Raw genomic sequence first — 20,581 nt, 5'->3', positions numbered from 1 at the left:
TAGAGCTAATGCATCTCGCTGGAAGGACCCCGCCCGTGGACCTGCGGCAACTCTTCGACAACTTGGTGCGCTTCGAGACCGACCTGTGGAACGGAATCGACGCCCGGCTCCGCCAGGAGTGCGCGGTGACCCTGGGCGGTCTGAACGTGATGCTCGTCGTCGAGCACGATGGTTCCTGCCGGGTGAACGACATAGCCGCCGCCCTCTCGATCACGGTCGGCGGCGCGAGTCAGGCCGTCGACCGGCTGGAGAAGCTCGGCCACTGCACCCGGCGCCCCCACCCCGCCGACCGCCGCTCCTCGATCGTCGAACTGACGGCGGCCGGGCGGGAGTTGCTGGCGGAGGCCGGTCCCGTGTTCGACCGTGAACTCACGACACGGCTGGCCGGCCCGCTCCCCGGCACGGCGCTCAGCCACCTCGCGAGCGCGCTCGCCGTGCTGCGCGCCACCACCCCCGCACAGCCCGCACCCGGGCCAACACCCCTGACGAAGGAGACCTGATGAGCACCACCCAAGCGCGAGCAGTGCGCTTCGACTCGTACGGCGACCGTGACGTCCTCCGCGTCACCGAGGTGCCGATGCCCCAACCCGCCGCAGGCGAAGTCCTCGTGGAGGTCAGGGCGGCCGGCATCAACCCCGGTGAGGCGGCCATCCGCTCGGGCGCGATGCACGAGAGGTTCCCCGCGGCCTTCCCGTCCGGCCAGGGCAGCGACCTCGCCGGAGTCGTCACCGAACTCGGCGCGGGCGTCACCGACTTCGGCCTCGGCGACGAGGTTCTCGGCTTCTCCTGGCAGCGCTCCAGCCAGGCCACCCACGTCGTCGTACCGGTGTCGCAGCTCATCCTCAAGCCGGCTGCCCTGAGTTGGGAGGTGGCCGGCGCCCTCTACGTCGTCGGCTGCACCGCGTGGGCCGCCGTCGAAGCGGTGGCCCCCAAGCCCGGCGAGACCGTCGCCGTCTCGGCCGCCGCCGGCGGTGTGGGCACCGTCGTCGTCCAACTCCTCGCCGCACGGGGCGCGCACGTCCTCGGCATCGCCTCGCCCGCCAACGCCGACTGGCTCACCGCCCACGGCGCGACCCCGGTCCCGTACGGCGACCGGCTCGCCGATGCGCTCACCGCGGCGGCGCCCGGCGGGATCGACGCCTTCATCGACCTCTTCGGCCCCCAGTACGTCCAACTCGCCGTAGAACTAGGCATTTCCAGGGACCGGATCGAGACGATCATCTCGTTCCAGAAGGCACAGGAACTCGGCACCAAGAGCGCGGGCAGCGCCGACGCCTCCACCCGCGAGGTCCTCACCGAGATGGCCGACCTCGTCGCCTCCGGCCGTATCGAGATCCCGATCGCCGCGACCTATCCGCTCGACGGCGTCCGCGACGCGTTCGCCGAACTGGAGAAGCGTCACACGCGCGGAAAGATCGTGCTCATCCCCTGAAACGACCTGTCATCTCTTGCCGCCGCGCAGCGCCGATGTCGTCATCCCCGTGCGTTCGCGGAGGAGCACCCGCAGCGTGTTGGGGTGCTCGTAGCCGACCTTCCTGGAGATCGTCTCCAGGGAGAGGCCGGTGGTGCGCAGGAGATGTGACGCGCGTTCGATCCGCAGGTCCTGGACGAAACGGATGGGAGACGTCCCGACCGTGCGCTGCACGGCACGCTGGAGGGTCCGTTCGCTGACGCCGACGGCCTTGGCCGCCTCGGGGATGCCGATGGGCTCGGCCAGGTGCTCGCGGGTCCAGACCTCGAAGGCCGCGACGATGGGATCGCTCTGGGCCAGCGCGCCGGCAATCGTGTACGCCGCCTGCGACGGGCGTTCGTCGACCACGAGGTAACGGGCGACCAGGTCGGCGAGCGCGGGGCTGCCGGCCCGGACGATCGCCAGCGCGAGATCGACATGGCCGAAGGCCGCGCCGGCGGTGGTGATGCCCTCGCAGGCGACGACCATCCGGCTGTGGTCGAGCCGGACCTTGGGATACCGGTTCCGGAAGGCGGGCGACAGCCACCAGGTCGTCGTGGCGCGCAGCCCGTCCAGCACGCCCGCCTCGGCCAGCAGGAAGGTACCCGCGCACGCCGAGGCAACGGCGGTACCGCGCCGGCGAGTTCGGGCGATCAGCTCGCGGACGGGCAGGGACACGTCGCCGCCGACATGGTCGAGCAGCGCCGAGGGATCGCTCACCCCGAGTGCCGGTACGACCAGGAGGTCGGCGGTAGCGGCGACGTCGAGCGGCTCGGGCGCCACGAGGAGGCCGGCACCCGTCCGTACCTGCGGAGCCGGGCCGACCAGGGTCACGTTCCAGGTGGGCGAGGACTCGTGGATCTGCCCGCCCAGCGCGTTGGCGTTGCTCAGCACATCGAGGACGGCCGAGAGGCCCGAGTCGAACACCCCGTCGTAGACGACGACCGCTACACGCATGGCGGAAACACTATCAACCGTGGCGTTTCTGCCGCTGATGTGATCACCAGGCGCCGCCATAGCTTCGTTGTGCGCCGGAAGCCCGGCGGTTCGAACGCGAGGAGTGGTCACAGTGAAGGTCGGTCTGTTGGTACGCATCGAGGCCAAGCCGGAGTACGCCGACGAGGTGGAGGCCATGCTGCGCGGGGCCCAGGAGTTGGCCGAGCGGGAGGAGGGCACGGTGGCGTGGTTCGCGTTCCGCGAGAGCGCCACCACCTTCGGGGTGTTCGACACCTTCGAGGACGAGCAGGGACGCCAGGCCCACCTGGCGGGGCGGATCGCCGCCGCGCTGGGAGAGGCCGCGCAGACGAAGCTCAGCGCGCCACCGGTGATCGCCCCGGTCGACCTGCTGGGGACCAAGGTCTCCTGACCGCGGCCGGCCTGCGCCGCGTCGGCGTGCCTCCCGGAGCGTTCTCCGTCATCGAGGCACAGCCCACCACCTGACCGCCGACGTCGAGAGTTCAGCGGCGCAGCCCCAGCGCGTCGCGCCCCGCGTACCGTGCCTGGTCGCCCAAGTCCTCCTCGATACGGACGAGTTGGTTGTACTTGGCGGTGCGGTCGGAGCGGGACAGCGAACCGGTCTTGATCTGGCCGCAGCCGGTGGCGACGGCGAGGTCGGCGATGGTGGTGTCCTCGGTCTCGCCGGAGCGGTGGGACATGACGACGGTGTAGCCGGCACGGTGGGCCGTCGCCACGGTGGCCAGGGTCTCGGTGAGGGTGCCGATCTGATTGACCTTCACCAGGACCGAGTTGGCGATCCCGTCACGGATCCCGGCGCTCAACAGCGCCTCGTTGGTGCAGAAGACGTCGTCGCCGGTCAGCTGGCAGCGCTCGCCGAGCCGGGCGGTGAGCGCCTGCCAGCCGTCGTGGTCGTCCTCGGCCATCGGGTCCTCGATCGACGCGATCGGGTAGCGGTCGACCAACTCGGCCAGGTAGTCGGCGTGTTGGGCGGGCGTACGGCGGACACCCTCGCCCCTGTAGTCGTAGACGCCGTCGCGGAAGAACTCGGACGTGGCCGGGTCCATGACGAGGGTGATGTCGGTGCCGGGCTTGTAACCGGTCTTCTCGATGGCGTGGACGACGAAGTCGAGGGCCTCGTCGGCGGTGCGCAGATCGGGGGCGAAGCCGCCCTCGTCGCCGACGTTCACGCTGTGGCCGGCGGCGATCAGATCGCGGCGCAGGGTGTGGAAGACCTCGGAGCCCATCCGGACGGCCTCGGCGAAGGTGGCCGCACCGATGGGCGCGATCATGAACTCCTGGAAGTCGAGCGGATTGTCGGCGTGCGCGCCGCCGTTGACGATGTTCATCATCGGCACCGGAAGCAGGCGGGCGTCGACACCGCCGATGTAGCGGTACAGCGGCAGCCGATGGGCGGCCGCGGCCGCCTTGGCGGTGGCCAGGGAGACGCCGAGCAGGGCGTTGGCACCGAGCCGCGACTTGCTGTCCGTACCGTCCAGTTCGGTCATGGTCCGGTCCACGGCGGCCTGGTTCTCGGCGTCGAGTCCGATCACGGCGTCCGCGATGCTCTCGTTGACGGCGTCGACGGCACGCCGAACTCCCTTGCCGTGGAAGCGGGTCGGGTCGCCGTCGCGGAGTTCGACCGCTTCCCGGGCGCCGGTGGAGGCGCCCGACGGTACGGCGGCCCGGCCGAGCGAGCCGTCCTTGAGCTCGACGTCCACCTCGACGGTGGGATTGCCCCGGCTGTCGATGATCTCGCGTGCGACGACCCGGCTGATGGCGGTCACGGTGCAACTCCTCACGCAGGGCCCGCGTCTCGGACATCGGCGGGCGGTAAGTTCCGTCTAGAAACAAAGTGAGTCCTGAAAGAGAACCTACTATGGGTCCATGAGGATGCACAACGCCGACGAGACCTGCGGCATCGCCCGGGCCGCCGTGGTTCTGGGGGACTGGTGGAACGTTCTGATCCTGCGGGAGATCGCCCGCGGCCACGTCCGCTTCGACGCGCTGGCCGCCGAGATCGGCCTGTCCCGCAACGTCCTCACCGAACGCCTGGGCCGACTCGTCGCCCAAGGCGTCCTGCGCCGCAGCCTCTACCAACGACGCCCGGTGCGTTACGAGTACGTGCTCACCGATGCCGGACTCGCCCTGCTTCCGCTCCTCGTCGCCATGCAGGACTGGGGTGACCGATGGGTTCTCGGCGACGGAAGCCTCACCGCCACGGCTGCCGCTGACAGCGCCGAGCACTCCCGCGTGCGCGCCCTGGCCGGCGCCCGCGTGCCGGAAGACCTCCAACTCCCGGGCACGCAGGGCACCGACCTGCCCGTGGTCTCGCCGGACGCCGCCGCGACCGTGCTGTTCACCTACCCCGGCACGGGCGTCGACTGGGACGAGCGGATCCCCGGAGTGGCGGGCTGCACCCTGGAGAACCGCCTCTTCCGAGACGCCTGGCCCGACTTCCGCCGGACGGGCGTGAACATACGCGGCATCAGCACCCAACTCCCGTACGAACAAGCGGAGTTCGCCCACGCCGAGGAGATCCCGTACCCGCTCCTCTCCGACGCCCACCACCAACTGGGCGCGGCCCTACGACTCCCGACCTTCCGAGGCGCCGGCCGGCTCCGCCACAAACGCCTGATCCTGATCGTCGACGCCGAACGGACCGTACGGCACACGCTGTTCCCGGTCGACGACATCCCGCATGCCGTCGAGCAGAGCCTGCGGCTGGCCGAGGATTGCGCACGTACGGCTTGAGGCGGGTGTGTGCATGAGGGGGAGTCCGGCTGGGGCCGTCAGACGATGGGCCGCCCGAGTGCTGCTAGGCGAACCCGCCGTTGCTCATGAGGAGTTGGCCGTTGATCCACTGGCCTTCCGGTGAGCAGAGGAAGTCGACGAGGTGGGCGGTGTCCTGCGGGGTGCCGAGGCGGTTGAGCGGTGTCTGCCGGAGCACGCCCGCTCGTCCCTCGTCGGTCATCCAACCGGTGTCCACCGGCCCCGGGTTGATGACGTTGGCGGTGATGCCGAGGTGGGCGAGTTCGTGCGCGGCGGCCAGGGTGATGCGGTCCAGGGCGCCCTTGCTGGCGCCGTAGGGGAGGTTGCCCACGGTGTGATCGCTGGTGAGGGCGATGATCCGGCCGCTGCCTGTCTCGGCGGCGAACCGTCGGCCGTACTCGCGGATCAGCAGCCAGGTCGCGCGGGCGTTGACCGCGAAGTGCCGGTCGAAGCTCTCGACGGTGGTGTCGAGCAGGCCGGAGTCGACGGACTCGCAGTGGCACATCACCAGGGCCGTGACACCGCCCAGTTCGCGTTCGACCTCGTCGAAGACACGGGCCGGGGTGTCCGGGTCGGCGAGGTCCGCCTCAACTGCCGTGGTGGCGGCGCCGTGTTGAGTGAGGGTGTCGGTGATGGCAGAGGTCGCGCCGGCCTCGGGGCCCCAGGCCATGCGTTCGTCGTAAGGGGTCCAGCAGGTGAAGGCGATGTCCCAGCCGGAGGCCGCGAGTTGACGTGCGACACCCGCGCCGATGCCGATGGTCCGGCCTACTCCGGTGATCAGGGCGAGCGGGCGGGGAGATGGGAGGTCGGGGTTCGTCATCATGGTCGGAGATCGTTCATGAGTGGGGTCGGATCGGCAACTGCCTTTTGCGCAGGGCTGCTTCTGTGCGGAAGCGGCTGTCGGATGTCCCACGGAGCAGCTCTCCACACTCGCGACGTTCCGTCCGGCGTGGTGGTTCAGGCCTCGATGCGAAGCCAGGTGTCGCCGGCGCGCAGCCACAGAAATCCGTCGCGCCCTTGACCGCAGCGCAGGACAACGCGCCCTGGCACTCGGGTCTTGTCCCGCTCGGTCACGCTCCAGGCGTCGCCGAGCAGTTCGGCCCGGACGACTTCGGTCATCGGCTCGTTGTGATCGCGTTTGGTCAGGACCGCCCGATCGCCGCGTACGGCGAACCCGTCCGGTTGGGGCACAGGGCTGGGCCAGCTGGTCACCTCGCCCGTGGAGGGGGTGATCCGCGTGAGGAACGTGCCGCCGCGACGGGTGCCGGAGTACCAGATCAGCCACACCCGGTCGCCCTCGGTGGCGGCGGTGCAACCATTCAACGGCCTGTCGGGGAGGCGGCCTTCAGGTGCCCAGACCGCTTCCCCTACGGCACTCCAGCCGGCAAGCCCGGCCGACGACTCCGGATGCCCTCCGTAGATGCCTTCGTCGCCGTGGGCCGTCCAGATCGATCCGGTGTGGTCGGTCACCAAAGCCGGGATGTCGTCGCCGATGCAGAAGGAGTTCTGCTGCTCGCCGCTCGTCAGGGAGAACACGGCGGCGTTCGGCTTCCACGAACCCGTGTCCTCCTTGCGTGTGCGACCGCCCGCGACGAGGAGCCGGGAGTCCGGGAGAAGGGCGATGTGACTGGGCCAGACCCGCACATCCTTGATCGGACGGCGTCGAACTGATCCGTCAGCCCGCCGGATCACCAACACCCCGTCGAACGGCAGCTCCGGGCCCCATCCCACCCAGCCCTTGATGTAGTGGATCCGGTGCAGGTACGTCCGATGAACCAGCAGAACGGCGAGTTCTCCCGCCGGGCCGACGGTCCACCACAGAGGGCGTCGCCCTGCCCAGAGATCGACGACAGACGGTGCCCACACCCTCTCCATCCCGACGACCGCCGACATCGCATCCCCCGTTTTTTCGACCGCGGCACGGTAACAGGCCGTCCACGTAAGCTACTTGATCGGCAATCCACCCTTCGCAGGCACGCGAGGAGATCCACATGTCCGCCGTTCCCCCGCCCGTACTCCGACGAAGGAGATGCGGAGGCGGACGAGCAGGAGTTGACCGGCGGCGGCACCGCACGTGTCTTCCGGGTCGGTGAGACCGTGCGTAAGCCGGTCATGCCCTGGACCCCTGCCGTGCAGCGCCTGTTGGACCACCTCGAACCTGACGACGCGACCACGGACCTCGCCCAACACCCCGGCGGTGACTGGCAGTTCGACGCGCTCGCGCCGGTCGAAGTGATCTGTCACGGAGACTTCGCACCGTACAACCGCGTCTTCACCGGCGAACGGGCCGTAGGGCTCACCCACCCCGACAACCACGACGGCTGGGGCACGACCGAGCAACAGGCGTACCGTGCCAGGGACTTCCTCGACGCGTACGGCTGCACCCGCGAGGAACGGCAGTCCGTGATGGACATGGCCGCGCCCCGGTTGCAGTCCCTCGCGGACTTGCTGCAGGGCTCGGCCGCCGCCGGTGACGAGAACTTCCAGCGGCATATCGAGGACGGCCATCTCGCCCTGTACGTACGGGACATCGACTACATAGGTTCTAGTGGTGATGGTGCTCATGGTCCTCGTGCGTGTGTTCCTGCTCGCCCTGGTCCGGTGAGCCGCCCATCATCCGCAGCATGGCCGGGCCGCCGCTGCGCAGGAACCGTACGAGCAGACTCGCGGCCAGCAGCAGGAAGGCGATGTTGAGCCAGGTCGTGTAGTTCCAGGTGATCCCGTCGTCGGGGATCTTGGCGTCGGCCTGGTCCGGGATGAGTCCCAGGCCGCCGAAGGCGAACTCGACGATGTACCCGGCGACGGCCATCGCCGTGAAGAAGGTGACCAGCAGGAAGCCGGCCATCCGGGCGCCGTAGTACTTCCGGTAGATGTTCAGGATCGGCAGGATCAGCAGGTCGGCGTAGATGAAGGCGATCACCCCGCCGAAGCTGATGCCGCCCTTCCACAGCACCACCGCGAGGGGCACGTTGCCGATCGAGCAGACGAAGGTCGCGATGGCCACCAACGGTCCGACGAGCGATCCGACCAGCTTCGCGGCGAGGGGATGGTCCGCGAGGAAGAACGTGTGCCAGAAGCTGTCCGGCACCCAGGCCGCGATCGCGCCCGCGATCAGCAGTCCGGCCACCAGGTCACGCAGGATCGCGGCCCACTCCATCACGAAGATGTGCGCGACCGACGTGAACCCGTCCCGCGAGAACAGTCGACGGACGAAGCTCCCCTCGCCCCCGATCGACATGTCCATCGCCGCATGCCCCTCCATGGAACCGGCCAGCCCGCGCTCCGCCTGTTCCTGCGCCCGGTCCAGCAGACGCTGCCGCAGGAAGAGACGGAACAGCACCGCGAGGACGACGATCATGATCGGTCCGCCGACGAACTCCGCTGCGGTGAACTGCCAGCCCATCAACAGGGCCAGGATCACGCCGAGTTCGACGACGAGATTGGTGGAGGCGATCTCGAACGCCATGGCCGCCGTGAAGTTCGCGCCCTTGCGGAACAGGGAACGGGCGAGCGCGACGGCCGCGTACGAACAGGACGACGAGGCCGCGCCGAGCCCGGCGGACAGGGCGAGCGTGCGCGGCCGGTCGTCACCGAGCAGCCGTACGACCGTCGACCGACGCACCACCGCCTGCACGACGGCGGAGAGCGTGAACCCGAGGATCAGCGCCCAGGTGACCTCCCAGGTCATCGAACCGGCAATGGACAACGCGTGCCCGATCGCTCCCATGAACCCGCCCCTCTCCGGTGTGTGTCCGCCAGGACTATACCCCTAGGGGGTATTGAATGGGCGCGGCAGGACGTGTCCAGTGGGTGTCGGTCGGGTGCGGGTGCGGCCGTTCAACCGATCGGTTGAACGCGACTTCAACCCCTCGCACACTCCTCGCTCCGTACGGACGACGCGAACGGCCCCCGGGCGGCAGAAGAATCACGGATGACCATGGCGCCGGGCTTCCGCCGACGCAGCTCATGGCTTCAAGCCCCCCTCAGAGAGGCCCCTCAGAGTGTCCAGTTTTCTCAGTAGGCGACGTGTCCTTGCCGGTGGAGCCGGTGCCGCCCTCGGGATGAGTGTGCTCGGCGCCGCGGCCACGCCCGCCGCGGCAGCCTCGGGCGAGCGGTCCTCCCGGAGTGGTTCCGGAGCCGAGGAGACCCGAACGCTCGACGAGCTGTACCGGGACGCCCTGGCGGACGGCGGCAAGTTGGTGATCTATGCCGGGGGTGACACGCCGACCCAGCAGGACGCCACCAAGGCGGCCTTCAAGAAGCGTTTCCCCGCCATGGATCTGACGCTGATCGTCGACTACAGCAAGTACCACGACGTGCGCGTGGACAACCAGTTCGCGACCGACACCCTGGTCCCCGATGTCGTACAGCTCCAGACGCTGCAGGACTTCACGCGCTGGAAGGAGCAGGGACGGCTGCTGCCCTACAAGGCGGCCGGTTTCTCGAAGGTCTACGACAAGTTCAAGGACCCGCAGGGCGCCTGGGTCGCCATCGGTGCGATCGCCTTCAGCTTCCTGTACGACGTCGCCGCGGTCGGTGCGGATGCCCCCAAGACCCCGCTCGACCTGATCGATCCCAAATGGAAGGGACAGATCGCCTCGTCCTACCCGCACGACGACGACGCGGCCCTTTACCTCTACTCGCTGTACGCGCAGCGGTACGGCTGGGACTGGGTGGCCGCGCTCGCCGGGCAGGACGTGCGGTTCGCCCGGGGCAGCAACTCCCCGGGAGACGCGGTCCGCGGCGGGCAGAAGGCGATCGGCGTCGCCACATCGGGCTCGCTGCTCTCCACGTCTCCCGTGAAGTGGGTCGTTCCCGACAGCGGCCCCTTCATGGCCTGGGGCCAGCGCGCCGCGATTCTGAAGCAGGCCAAGAACCGGACGGCCGCCAAGCTCTACCTCAACTGGCAGCTGTCCGACGCCCAGCAGGGGGCGTCCTTCAACGGCTGGTCGGTGCGGACCGACACCACGCTCCCGGCGGGACTGAAGCCGATCTGGGAGTACCCGAACGCGAACATCGACGGCTTCCCCCGCTTCATGGCCGACCGCGCCGCCATCGAGCGCTGGAAGCAGACCTTCGCCCTCTACTTCGGCGAGGTCAAGGGTGACCCCTCGCCGGGCTGGCCGGGGCTGCACCCGGGGGCGTGACGGGTCCCACTGTTCACACCGGTCATACAGGTGGTCGATAGACTCGGGGGCCCTGTCCGGATCATGTGGCCCAAGGGGATCCGCCGTGTCCGCTCGCACTCCGCTGACCGCTCGCGGCAGTCGTCACACCCTGGAGCACGTCTCCCATCTCTCGCTGTTCCTCGTCGTCGGGGCGGGCTTCGTCCGGCTCGCCGTGATCGACGTCCCGTTGTGCTGGTACATCGTGAGCCTCAGCGGAGCACTGGCCCTGGTGTACGCGGGCGGGCTGACGTGGTGGGACCGGCTCGGGGTGCTCGGCAGGCGTGCCTGGGTTCCCGTACTGATCCTGCTGTGGACGTGGCTGACCTTCCTCACCCCGGCGCTGCTCACCACCGCCTACGTGTGGTGCGCCGTTCCGCTCGCCTGCGCCGCGTTGCGCGTGCTCGGCCGGCGGGCCGCCGTGGTGACGGTGGCCGTGATCACCGGCGTGCTCGTCGGGTCGCTCGTGCGGTCCACGGGCCGGTTCGACCCTGAGGCCGCGCTGGTCCCCGTCGCGGCGGTGTGGGCGACCGTCGCCCTCTACCGGACGCAGCAGCGGGACGCGGTCGTACGGCAGCGGCTCGTCGAGGAACTGCGGGCCACCCGGGACACGTTGGCCAAGCAACAGCGTCAGGCCGGTGTGCTCGCGGAGCGCACCCGCATCGCCCGCGACCTGCACGACACCCTGGCCCAGGAACTCGCCGGCAGCGTCATGCTGTTGCAGGTGGCCGAGCGGGACTGGGACGAGCGGCCGGACGTGGCACGCACCCGCGTCCGAGCCGTGGCCGACGGACTCGGCGCGAACCTGACGGAGACCCGGAGGATGATCCGCGATCTCACCCCCGCCGCCGTCGCCGAGGCGGGCCTGGAAGACGCGCTGCGGCTGCTGTGCGCCCGGTCGCGGACGGAAGGCGCGGGGGCTCGGGTCCAGTTCCGCGCGGTGGGCGCGTATCAGCCGGTCCTCGACGAGCGCACGGCCACCACTCTCTTCCGTGTCGCCCAGAGCACCCTGGCGAACGTACGCGAACACGCCCGCGCGGCAAGCGTGTTGGTCACCTACCGGCGGCACCGGGACCGGGTGGAACTCGAAGTGAGCGACGACGGGCTGGGCTTCGACCCCGCCGCGGCCTTCGCGGCCGGTGCCCGCGCGGACCGCGGCTTCGGGCTGCCCGCGGCCAGGGCGCGACTGCGCGAATGCGGTGGAGACCTCGACGTGAGCAGCGTGCCGGGGCGGGGGACCAGGGTCCGCGCCACGGTGTCCGCCCCACCCCGGATCCAGCCGGTCGCGCCTCTCACCGCGGCGAGCACCGCATGACCGCCGCCCCGCTCCGCCTCCTGATCGCGGACGACCACGCCGTCGTACGGGCCGGGCTGCACGCCCTGCTCGACGGCGAACCCGATCTCGACGTGGTCGCCGAGGCCGGCAGTGGTGAGGAAGCCGTGCGCCTGGCAGCCCGGTTGACGCCCGATGTCGCGCTGATGGATCTGCGGTTCGCCGGGGCGGGGAGCGGGATCGACGGTGTCGAGGCCGTACGGAGGCTCGCTCAGCGGGCGCCGGGCGTGGCTGTCGTCATGCTGACCAGCTATGCCGGACGGGCCGATGTCGTCCGGGCGTTGGAGGCGGGCGCCCGCGGATATGTGCTCAAGGCGGGGCCGCCTGAGGAACTCTTCCAGGCCGTCCGTACGGCCGCCGGCGGTTCGGTCGGCCTGGCCTCGGAGGTCGTGGGCGAACTCGTGGGCCAAGTGGTCAGCCCCGCCCAGGAGTTGACCCAGCGCGAGGTCGAGGTCGTCCGGCTGATGGCGGAGGGCCGCAGCAACCGGGCCATCGCCGAGGCGTTGTTCCTCAGCGAGGCCACGGTCAAGACCCATCTCGTGCGGATCTACCGCAAGTTCAAGGTCGACAACCGGGCGGCGGCCGTGTCGGAGGCCGTCCGCCGCGGGCTGCTCGAACTCACCTGACGGGCCGGCTCACTACGGCGACCTCCCTGGGGGAGAGCACGGGGAAACCGTCCTCGCCCGCGCTGCCGACCAGCAGTTCCCCGGACAGTCCGGTCAACGGCACTGTCCCGTCGGTCCGGTTGACCAGGAACAGATAGCGGCTGTCCGCGTTCCGACGCACGGTCAGCTCGACAGCTCCCCGTGCCGCGTCCGGGAGTTCACTGCCGACACCGGCGGGCGCGAGCAGCTCGGGGAGCAGACCGGTGAGGCCCTCACGGCCCAGTCGCGTGGAGACGTACGCGGCGGAACCTCCGCCCACCGTACGGCGGGTGACGGCGGGGCGGCCGGTGTAGGCGCCGCTGCTGTAGTGGGCCAGCACCTCCACCTCGGGGTCGGTCACCGTGATCCGGTCGGTCCACAGGGAGCCGGTGGCCGTGCCGCCGAGGTCCAGCTCGACCGTGTCGCCGTCGAGCAGCGGGCCGAACTCCTCGATGCGGATGCCCAGCAGGTCGCGCAGGGCGCCCGGGTAGCCGCCGAGCCAGATGTGGTCGTTCTCGTCGACGACACCGGAGAAGTACGTGGAGACCAGGTGGCCGCCCTGTTCGACGTACCGGGTGAGTTCCTTGGAGAGGGCCGCCGGGATCATGTGCAGCACCGGCGTGATCACCACGTCGTAGCGGTCGAGGGCGGTCTGCGCCGTGACGATGTCGGCGCGGACGCCGAGGTCCAGGAGGGCGGAGTACCAGTCGAGCGCCTCCTGGCGGTAGTCGAGCCGGTCGGTGGGGTGCGAGTCCTGCTCGCTCGCCCACCAGGACTCCCAGTCGAAGACGATGCCGACCCGGGCCGTCTCTCGGTCCGATCCGGCGACGGGGGCCAACGTCCGCAGTGTGCGGCCGAGTTCGGCCACCGCGCGGAAGACCTCACTGTCGGCTCCGGCGTGCGGGACCATCGCGGAGTGGTACTTCTCGGCGCCGGCCGCGGACTGGCGCCACTGGAAGTAGCAGACGGCGTCGGCGCCGTGCGCGACGTGCAGCAGCGAGTCACGGGCCAGGTCGCCGGGGCGCTTCGCCACGTTGACGGGCTGCCAGTTGACCGCGCTGGTGGAGTGCTCCATCAGGAACCACGGACGGCCGGCGGAGATGCCGCTGACGAGGTTCGCGGAGAAGGACAGCTCGTCGCGGTCCTGCGAACCGGGCAGCACATAGTGGTCGTTGGAGACGAAGTCGATCTCGGCGGCCCAGTCGGCGTAGTTCATGCCCTTGGTGTTGCCCATCACCATGAAGTTCGTGGTGACCGGCACGTCCGGGGTGATCTCGCGCAACAGGTCGCGCTCCGCGCGGAGATGGTCCTTGAGCGCGTCGGAGGAGAAGCGCTTGAAGTCGAGCTGCTGGGTGGGGTTCGGGAAGGAGGCGGCCAGCCGGGGCGGCAGTATCTGCTCCCAGTCGCTGTACCGCTGGGACCAGAAGGCCGTGCCCCAGGCCTGGTTGAGCGTGTCGATCGTGGTGTAGCGGGCGCGCAGCCAGTCGCGGAAGGCGCGGGCCGCGTCGTCGGAGTAATCGTAGACGTTGTGGCAGCCCAGCTCGTTGGAGACGTGCCAGGCGACCAGCGCGGGGTGGTCGGCGTAGCGCTCGGCCAACTTCCGTACCAGGCGCAGCGCGTGCTCGCGGAAGACGGGCGAGGTGGGACGCCAGTGCTGGCGGCCTCCCGGCCACAGGGTCTCGCCGGCGGCCGTCACCGGGAGGATCTCCGGGTCCTCCGTGCTCAGCCACGGCGGCGGGGACGCGGTGGCGGTAGCCAGGTCGACGCCGATGCCGCCCGCGTGCAGCAGGTCCATGACCTCGTCGAGCCAGCCGAAGTCCCATTCGTCCCGGGCGGGTTGGATGCGGGCCCAGGAGAAGATCCCCACGGAGACGATGTTGACGCCTGCCTCGCGCATCAGCCGGATGTCCTCGTCCCACACCTCGCGCGGCCACTGCTCCGGGTTGTAGTCGGCGCCGTAGGCGAGGCGGGGGGTGGTGTCACCGTCCGGCCCGTGCCGCAACTGGGACAGGAGGGTGGAGATCATGATGGTCCTTCCGGTTACTGCACAGGCGGTACGAGATGCGTGGTGGATTCCGGGCGGGCCGCCGCTGAGCGATTGCCGCTCAGCGGCGGCTCCCGAGGTGGTGCCGGCTACTTCTTCGAGCCGGTTACTTCGAGCGGGTCACTTGTTGACCGTGAAGCCCTGCTCGTTGCCGTACTTGACCGAGGCGTCCTGCCAGCTCTTCAGACCCTGGGCCAGCGTGGTGCCCGAGATGTAGGCCTTGCCGACGGTGTCGTTGAAGATCGAGTTGGCGTACTGCTGGAAGGGCAGGTACGACCAGTCGGAAGCGACCTCGGACGCGGACTGGGCGAAGATCTGGTTGGCCTTCTGCCCGCCGAAGTACGGGAACGTCTTGTTCTGGAACGCCGCGGACTGCTGCTCGGCCTTGGTGGCCGGGAAGGCGCCCTCGTTCACGCGGGTCTGGACGCCGGCGCCGGCGTTGGCGTACTCGACGAACGCGTAGGCGAGTTCCTTGTTCTTGCCCAGGGTGGGCAGGGCGAGGGAGGAACCGCCGTTCTCCGCGCTGGCCTTGGCGCCCGCGGTCCACTGCGGCATCGGGGCCGCGCGCCAGTCACCGGAGGCACCGGCGACACCGCTGACGAAGTTGGCGGGCATCCAGGCGCCGGTGGTCAGGGTGGCGATGGTGCCGTCACCGAGGCCCTTGTACCAGTCGTCGGTCCAGCCGTTGATCGGCGCGAGGAGCTTCTCGTCGATCAGCTTCTGCCAGGTCTCCGTGTACTTCTTGGCGCCCGCGTCCTCGAAGTTGACCGTCACCTTGGTGCCGTCGACCTTGTAGGGGCGCGAACCGGCCTGCCACAGCATGCTGGTGGTGAAGCCGGCGTCACCGGCGTCGTTGGCGATGTACGCCTTCGGGTCGGCCTTGTGCAGCTTGCGGGCCGCGACGACGTACTCGTCCCACGTGGTGGGGACGGCGATCTTGTACTTGTCGAAGACCTTCTTGTTGTAGAACATCGCCATCGGGCCCGAGTCCATCGGCAGGCCGTAGACCTTGGAGCCGTCGCTCACCGCGTTCCACGGACCGGCCGTGTACTTGGAGGCCAGCTTGTCGGCGCCGTAGGGCGCCAGGTCGGTCAGGCCCTTGGTGAGGGAGTACTGGCTCAGCGCGAAGTACTCGACCTGGGCGACGTCGGGGACGCCCTTGCCGGCCGCGATCGCGTTCGACAGCGCGGTGTAGTGCTTGTCGCCGGACCGGTCACTGACCAGGTTGATCTTGACCTTCGGGTACTTCTTCTCGAAGTCGGCGGCGACCGTCTTCAGCGTGGGCTCCCAGGCCCAGACCGTGACCGAGCCGCCCTTCTTGAGAGCCGCCTGGATGTCCGAGGCGGAGACCGCCTTCGTGCTGGAGCTGTCGTCGGAGGAGCCGCCGCAGGCGGTCGCCCCCAGACCGAGGACGGAGAGGATGGCCATGCCGCGCAGCAGGCGGCCGGTGGTTCTGCGCATGGAGGTGCTTCCACTTCTTCGTGGGTGGGACTACTTGAGGGTTGGGTTATTCCTTGACGCTTCCGGCGGCGAGCCCGGACTGCCAGTACTTCTGCAGCAGCAGGAACGCGGCGATCAGCGGCACGATGGTGAGCAGCGAACCCGTGATCACCAGGTTGAAGATGACGTCACCACCGATCGTCTGGGCCTGGGAGTTCCAGGCGTCCAGGCCCAGGGTCAGGGGGTACCAGTCCGGGTTCTTGATCATGATGAGCGGCAGGAAGTAGTTGTTCCAGGTCGCGACCGTGGTGAACAGCAGGACCGTCACGACACCGGGGGCCAGCAGCGGCAGCGAGACCTGGAAGAAGGTACGGATTTCGCCCGCCCCGTCGATCCGCGCCGCTTCGAGGAGTTCGACGGGGATGGCCTCGGTGGCGAACACCCACATCAGATACAGGCCGAACGGCGAGACCAGCGAGGGGATGATCACCGCCCACGGGGTGTCCGTCAGGCCCATCTTGCTGAACATCAGGAACGTCGGCACCGCGAGGGCCGTACCCGGGACGGCGACCGCGCCGATGACCACGGCGAAGATGGCGCGCTTCCCGGGGAAGTTGAACTTCGCCAGCGCGTAGCCGCCGAGGATCGACAGGAAGGTGGCACCGCCGGCGCCGAGCACGACGTAGAGCAGGGTGTTCAGCAGCCAGCGGACGAAGATGCCGTCGTGGTAGGTGAACGTGTCGTGGATGTTGGACCAGAGGGCGAAGTGGTGGGCGAACCACAGGCCGTTGGAGTCGGCGAGTCCCTGCTGCGTCTTGGTCGCGTTGATGACCAGCCACAGCAGCGGCACCACGGTGTAGACCAGGATCAGACCGGTCAGCACGGTCAGCAGCACACTGCGCTTGGGGCGCCCGGGGGAGTGCTTCTTGCGCGGGGTGCGCAGTCGGGGCGCGCCCTTGTGGCCGCTGCCGGACGGCGCGGACGCGGAGGGAGAGGCGGTGGTGACGGGGGTGCTCATGGCTCAGGCTCCCTTGCGCATGCCGCGGAGCTGCACGACGTAGGCGATGATCATGGTGATCAGCCCCATGATGATGGCGACCGCCGCTGAGTAGTTGTGCTGCTGTCCGTTGAAGGACAGTGAGTACGTGTAGAAGTTCGGCGTGTAGTCCGTCGTGATCGCGTTGCGCGCCAACGGGCGGAGGATGCTCGGCTCGTTGAAGAGCTGGAAGCTGCCGATGATCGAGAAGATCGTCGCGATGACCAGGGCGCCTCGGATCGCGGGGAGCTTGATGGCCGTGATGACGCGGAACTGCCCGGCGCCGTCGATCTCCGCCGCCTCGTACAGCGAGGTCGGGATGACCCGCAGCGCCGAGTAGAAGATCAGCATGTTGTAGCCGACGAACTCCCAGGTCACGATGTTGCCGATCGACGCCAGCACCAGGTGCGCGGAGAGCGGGTCGGGCAGCGTGACGTCGAAGGCGCTGTTGATGTCACCGACCAGACCGAACTGGGTGCCGTACATGAAGCCCCACATCAGGGTGGCCACCACGGCGGGCACGGCGTACGGCAGGAAGATCGAGATCCGGAAGAAGTCCCGGCCGAAGAGCCGGCCGCTGTCCAGGGCGAGCGCCACGAACAGGGCGATGCCGAGCATGATCGGCACCTGGATCACCAGGAACAGCGAGACCCGCTCCAGGGAGGACCAGAACTGGTCGTCCTGGAAGGCCTGCTTGTAGTTGTCCAGGCCGACGAAGTGGTTGCCGCCGATGAGCTGGTCGCGGAAGAGACTCAGGTAGATCGAGTACGCGATCGGAGCCAGGAAGACGAAGGCGAAGACCACCGCGAAGGGTCCGATGAAACCCCACCCTGTCCAGGAACGGCGGTCGCGTTTCGCCGACGGCCTGGTAGGAGGCCGAGTCGCGGCCGCAGGGGGTTGAAGCGTCGTCATGTAGTTCCTCGCTCGTCCATCTCGGAACCGGCGTCACACGCCGTCGCGATGTTGCGTAAACAGCCCGGTCCGCAACGGCCCCGGCCTGTTATGTTTACGTAAACATCTGATGGCGGCATGTCTACACTGCCCCAATGTCGGTGGTCAAGGGTCGTTTGGTGAAACACGGCCGAGGCGATCGGATCGATATGTGAGGGATACAGGTGGACACAGTGGACGGTGCCTCGGGCGGTACGGAGAAGCCACGCAGACGCAGCGGGAAACGGTCGTCGAGACGCGCCCCGAGCGCGTCCATGGCGGATGTCGCACGCGTCGCCGGCGTGTCGTCACAGACCGTCTCCCGCGTGTCGAACGGCTTCGCGGGCGTCAACGAGGAAACGCGGCAGCAGGTCCTCGCCGCCATGAAGGAGCTGGGCTACCGGCCCAACAGCGCGGCCCGCGCGCTGAAACGAGGTGAGTTCCGCACCATCGGCGTGATCACCTTCAACCTCTCCACCACCGGCAACATGCGCACCCTGGAGGCGATCGCCACCTCCGCCGCGCACGAGGGCTACGCCGTCACGCTCCTGCCGGTCGCCGTGCCCACCCAGGACGAGGTGCGCGGCGCCTTCTCCCGGCTGGGCGAACTCGCCGTCGACGCCGTCATCGCCATCATGGAGGTCCACCTCCTGGACGCGGCGACCATCTCCCTGCCGCCCCATGTCCAGGTCGTCGTCGCCGACTCGGACGCGGGCGATCGCTACAGCGTGGTCGACACCGACCAGAACGGCGGCGCGCGAGCCGCCGTGCGCCATCTCCTCGACCTCGGCCATCGCACTGTCTGGCACCTGGCGGGCCCCGAGGAGTCCTTCGCGGCCCAGCGCCGCGCCGACGCCTGGAGCGCCGAACTCACCGACGCGGGACGGCCCGTACCCCCCGTCGTACGCGGCGACTGGTCCGCGGAGTCCGGCTACCACGTGGGACTGGAACTCGCCCAACAGGCCGACTGCACAGCGGTGTTCGCGGCCAACGACCAGATGGCCCTGGGCCTCCTGCGGGCCCTGCACGAGCGCGGCCGGCGCATCCCCGAGGACGTCAGCGTGATCGGCTTCGACGACATCCCCGAGGCCGGCTCCTTCCTGCCGCCCCTGACCACCGTCCACCAGGACTTCGCCGAGGTCGGCCGCCTGTGCGTCGAGGGTGTCCTACGGCGGATGCGGGAGCACGGCGACGAGCACGGCACCACACTGGTGCCCACGCAGCTCGTCATACGCGACAGCACGGCAGCGCCCGCCACCGCCGACGCGTAGCGGGCGCAAAGAACTCCGGCCCCCCTGCCTGAGCAGGAGGGCCGGAACGTCGTGCGCGGACGGCTCAGGCCGTCGTCTCCGGGCGGCCGGGCCGGGACCAGTGCGTGTGGAACATACCGGTGCGGTCCGTACGGCCGTAGGTGTGGGCGCCGAAGAAGTCGCGCTGGCCCTGGAGCAGGGCCGCCGGCAGCCGGTCGGCGCGCAGCGTGTCGTAGTGCGAGAGCGCGGCGGAGAACGCCGGGACGGGGATGCCGCGGCGGGCCGCGGAGGCGACCACCTCACGCCAGGGGACCTGCGCGTCGCCGATCTCCTGCGCGAAGCGCTCCTCGCCCAGCAGGCTGACCAGCCCCGGGTCGGCCGTGTACGCGGCACGGATACGGTCGAGGAAGGAGGCGCGGATGATGCAGCCGCCGCGCCAGATCCCGGCGACCGCGGCCAGGTCGATCGACCAGCCGAACTCGGTCGCCGCGTCCTGGATCATCTTCCAGCCCTGGTCGTAGGCGATGACCTTCGAGGCGTACAGCGCCTGCTCGACCTGGGCGGTGAACCGGTCGGCCTCGGTGCGGCTCAGCGGGGGAGTGGTGCCGCCGGGCAGGCCGCGGTAGGCGGCGCGCAGGTCGCCCTGGCTGGACGAGGCGCGTGCGAAGGTGGCCTGCGCGATCGCGGTGACCGGCGAGCCCAGCTCCAGCGCGGTCTGCACGGTCCAGCGACCGGTCCCCTTCTGACCGGCCGCGTCGGTGACGATGTCGACGAACGCCTTGCCGGTCTCCGCGTCGGTGTGGCCGAGGACCTCGGCGGTGATCTCGATCAGGTAGGAACCGAGCCGCCCCTCGTTCCAACGCTGGAAGATCTCAGCGATCTCGGCCGGGGTGTAGCCGCCGACCTGGCGCAGCAGGTCGTACGCCTCGGCGATGAGCTGCATGTCGGCGTACTCGATGCCGTTGTGGACCATCTTGACGAAGTGCCCGGCGCCGTCGGTCCCGATGTGCGTGGAACAGGGCTCACCGTCGACCTTCGCGCTGACGGACTCGAACATCGGACCCAGCACGGCGTACGACTCCGCCGAACCGCCGGGCATGATCGAGGGCCCGTTCAGCGCGCCCTCCTCGCCGCCGGAGACACCGGCACCGACGAAGTGCAGGCCCTGGTCGCGCAGGGCGGCCTCGCGGCGGCGGGTGTCGGCGAAGTGGGCGTTGCCGCCGTCGATGATCATGTCGCCGGGCTCCATGAGCGCGGCGAACTCGTCGATCACGGCATCGGTGGCCGGACCGGCCTGCACCATGATCATCAGGCGCCGGGGCTTTTCGAGCGCGGCCACGAACTCCTGTGCCGTCTCGGCCGGGACGAAGGCACCCTCGTCGCCGTACTCCTTCATCAACTCATGGGTGCGGTGCGGCGAGCGGTTGTGGACGGCGACCGTGTAACCGTTGCGCGCGAAGTTGCGGGCCAGGTTGCGGCCCATCACGCCCAGGCCGGTGACACCGATCTGGGCGGTTCCGTCGGCGGCGGGGTTGTGCGGTGCGGATGCGTTCATGGGGTGCC

Annotated in this window: 19 protein-coding genes; 8 read left to right on the top strand and 11 right to left on the bottom strand. The window is 69.4% G+C overall.

Features of this window, described 5'->3' with window-relative positions; all coding sequences use genetic code 11:
• The first annotated feature begins 35 nt into the window (after nucleotides 1-35).
• Together AC31A1_RS00835 and AC31A1_RS00830 are read left to right on the top strand one after the other, a co-directional pair.
• Entirely contained in the window at nucleotides 36-500 is a 465-nt protein-coding gene (locus AC31A1_RS00835) for a MarR family winged helix-turn-helix transcriptional regulator (RefSeq protein WP_489651295.1), read from the top strand.
• Entirely contained in the window at nucleotides 500-1,432 is a 933-nt protein-coding gene (locus AC31A1_RS00830; protein WP_489651294.1) for an NADP-dependent oxidoreductase, read from the top strand. The genes AC31A1_RS00835 and AC31A1_RS00830 overlap by 1 nt, the downstream gene beginning before the upstream one ends.
• A 9-nt stretch (nucleotides 1,433-1,441) precedes the next feature.
• Here AC31A1_RS00830 and AC31A1_RS00825 read toward each other — a convergent pair whose 3' ends face one another.
• A complete protein-coding gene (locus AC31A1_RS00825; RefSeq protein WP_489651293.1) occupies nucleotides 1,442-2,407 on the bottom strand; it encodes a GlxA family transcriptional regulator in 966 nt (321 codons plus the stop codon).
• A 112-nt stretch (nucleotides 2,408-2,519) separates the two neighbouring features.
• On the opposite strand from AC31A1_RS00825, the gene AC31A1_RS00820 reads away from it, so the two are divergent.
• Complete coding sequence (locus AC31A1_RS00820) at nucleotides 2,520-2,816, top strand: putative quinol monooxygenase (RefSeq protein ID WP_393758971.1); 297 nt, start codon at nucleotides 2,520-2,522, stop codon at nucleotides 2,814-2,816.
• 91 nt (nucleotides 2,817-2,907) lie between these two features.
• Here AC31A1_RS00820 and eno read toward each other — a convergent pair whose 3' ends face one another.
• Nucleotides 2,908-4,191, bottom strand: coding sequence for a phosphopyruvate hydratase (eno, locus tag AC31A1_RS00815; RefSeq protein WP_489651292.1), 1,284 nt, complete (start codon nucleotides 4,189-4,191; stop codon nucleotides 2,908-2,910).
• A gap of 100 nt (nucleotides 4,192-4,291) precedes the next feature.
• Here eno and AC31A1_RS00810 point away from each other — a divergent pair, with 100 nt between their 5' ends.
• On the top strand, nucleotides 4,292-5,158 hold the full coding sequence (locus tag AC31A1_RS00810; protein ID WP_489651291.1) for a winged helix-turn-helix transcriptional regulator: 867 nt from the start codon (nucleotides 4,292-4,294) through the stop codon (nucleotides 5,156-5,158).
• Nucleotides 5,159-5,222: 64 nt separating this feature from the next.
• On the opposite strand, the gene AC31A1_RS00805 is transcribed toward AC31A1_RS00810, so the two are convergent.
• The 4 genes from AC31A1_RS00805 to AC31A1_RS00790 all read right to left on the bottom strand — a co-directional run bounded on the left by AC31A1_RS00805 (nucleotide 5,223) and on the right by AC31A1_RS00790 (nucleotide 8,903).
• The gene (locus AC31A1_RS00805; RefSeq protein ID WP_489651290.1) at nucleotides 5,223-5,999 is read right to left on the bottom strand and encodes an SDR family oxidoreductase; all 777 of its coding nucleotides are present in this window, start codon (nucleotides 5,997-5,999) and stop codon (nucleotides 5,223-5,225) included.
• Nucleotides 6,000-6,133: 134 nt separating this feature from the next.
• Nucleotides 6,134-7,069: an NHL repeat-containing protein gene (locus AC31A1_RS00800; protein WP_489651289.1), complete on the bottom strand. Its 936-nt coding sequence runs from the start codon at nucleotides 7,067-7,069 to the stop codon at nucleotides 6,134-6,136.
• Nucleotides 7,070-7,120: 51 nt separating this feature from the next.
• Nucleotides 7,121-7,741: a hypothetical protein gene (locus AC31A1_RS00795; protein WP_489651288.1), complete on the bottom strand. Its 621-nt coding sequence runs from the start codon at nucleotides 7,739-7,741 to the stop codon at nucleotides 7,121-7,123.
• A complete protein-coding gene (locus AC31A1_RS00790) occupies nucleotides 7,722-8,903 on the bottom strand; it encodes a permease (protein ID WP_489651287.1) in 1,182 nt (393 codons plus the stop codon). The genes AC31A1_RS00795 and AC31A1_RS00790 overlap by 20 nt, the downstream gene beginning before the upstream one ends.
• Before the next feature lie 274 nt (nucleotides 8,904-9,177).
• Between AC31A1_RS00790 and AC31A1_RS00785 the strand changes: the two genes are divergently transcribed.
• The 3 genes from AC31A1_RS00785 to AC31A1_RS00775 all read left to right on the top strand — a co-directional run bounded on the left by AC31A1_RS00785 (nucleotide 9,178) and on the right by AC31A1_RS00775 (nucleotide 12,300).
• A complete protein-coding gene (locus tag AC31A1_RS00785) occupies nucleotides 9,178-10,323 on the top strand; it encodes an ABC transporter substrate-binding protein (protein WP_489651286.1) in 1,146 nt (381 codons plus the stop codon).
• Between the two features lie 85 nt (nucleotides 10,324-10,408).
• On the top strand, nucleotides 10,409-11,656 hold the full coding sequence (locus AC31A1_RS00780; protein WP_489651285.1) for a sensor histidine kinase: 1,248 nt from the start codon (nucleotides 10,409-10,411) through the stop codon (nucleotides 11,654-11,656).
• The gene (locus AC31A1_RS00775) at nucleotides 11,653-12,300 is read left to right on the top strand and encodes a response regulator (RefSeq protein ID WP_489651284.1); all 648 of its coding nucleotides are present in this window, start codon (nucleotides 11,653-11,655) and stop codon (nucleotides 12,298-12,300) included. Before AC31A1_RS00780 ends, AC31A1_RS00775 begins: the two co-directional genes overlap by 4 nt.
• Here AC31A1_RS00775 and AC31A1_RS00770 read toward each other — a convergent pair.
• The 4 genes from AC31A1_RS00770 to AC31A1_RS00755 form a co-directional block, all read right to left on the bottom strand.
• Nucleotides 12,293-14,344, bottom strand: coding sequence for a beta-galactosidase (locus AC31A1_RS00770; protein ID WP_489651283.1), 2,052 nt, complete (start codon nucleotides 14,342-14,344; stop codon nucleotides 12,293-12,295). The genes AC31A1_RS00775 and AC31A1_RS00770 overlap by 8 nt on opposite strands.
• A gap of 138 nt (nucleotides 14,345-14,482) precedes the next feature.
• A complete protein-coding gene (locus AC31A1_RS00765; protein ID WP_489651282.1) occupies nucleotides 14,483-15,823 on the bottom strand; it encodes an ABC transporter substrate-binding protein in 1,341 nt (446 codons plus the stop codon).
• A 46-nt stretch (nucleotides 15,824-15,869) separates the two neighbouring features.
• Nucleotides 15,870-16,820, bottom strand: coding sequence for a carbohydrate ABC transporter permease (locus AC31A1_RS00760; RefSeq protein ID WP_489651281.1), 951 nt, complete (start codon nucleotides 16,818-16,820; stop codon nucleotides 15,870-15,872).
• A 3-nt stretch (nucleotides 16,821-16,823) separates the two neighbouring features.
• A complete protein-coding gene (locus AC31A1_RS00755; protein WP_317773859.1) occupies nucleotides 16,824-17,750 on the bottom strand; it encodes a carbohydrate ABC transporter permease in 927 nt (308 codons plus the stop codon).
• A 293-nt stretch (nucleotides 17,751-18,043) separates the two neighbouring features.
• Between AC31A1_RS00755 and AC31A1_RS00750 the strand changes: the two genes are divergently transcribed.
• Nucleotides 18,044-19,039, top strand: a complete 996-nt coding sequence (locus AC31A1_RS00750) for a LacI family DNA-binding transcriptional regulator (RefSeq protein ID WP_489651280.1) — start codon at nucleotides 18,044-18,046, stop codon at nucleotides 19,037-19,039.
• 64 nt (nucleotides 19,040-19,103) lie between these two features.
• Here AC31A1_RS00750 and gndA read toward each other — a convergent pair whose 3' ends face one another.
• Entirely contained in the window at nucleotides 19,104-20,573 is a 1,470-nt protein-coding gene (gndA, locus tag AC31A1_RS00745; protein ID WP_489651279.1) for an NADP-dependent phosphogluconate dehydrogenase, read from the bottom strand.
• Nucleotides 20,574-20,581 lie beyond the last annotated feature (8 nt).

It is taken from the genome of Streptomyces sp. P5F9, assembly GCF_057961495.1.
Note: the sequence above shows the minus strand (reverse complement) of the source record. Positions and strands in the feature narration are given on the sequence as shown.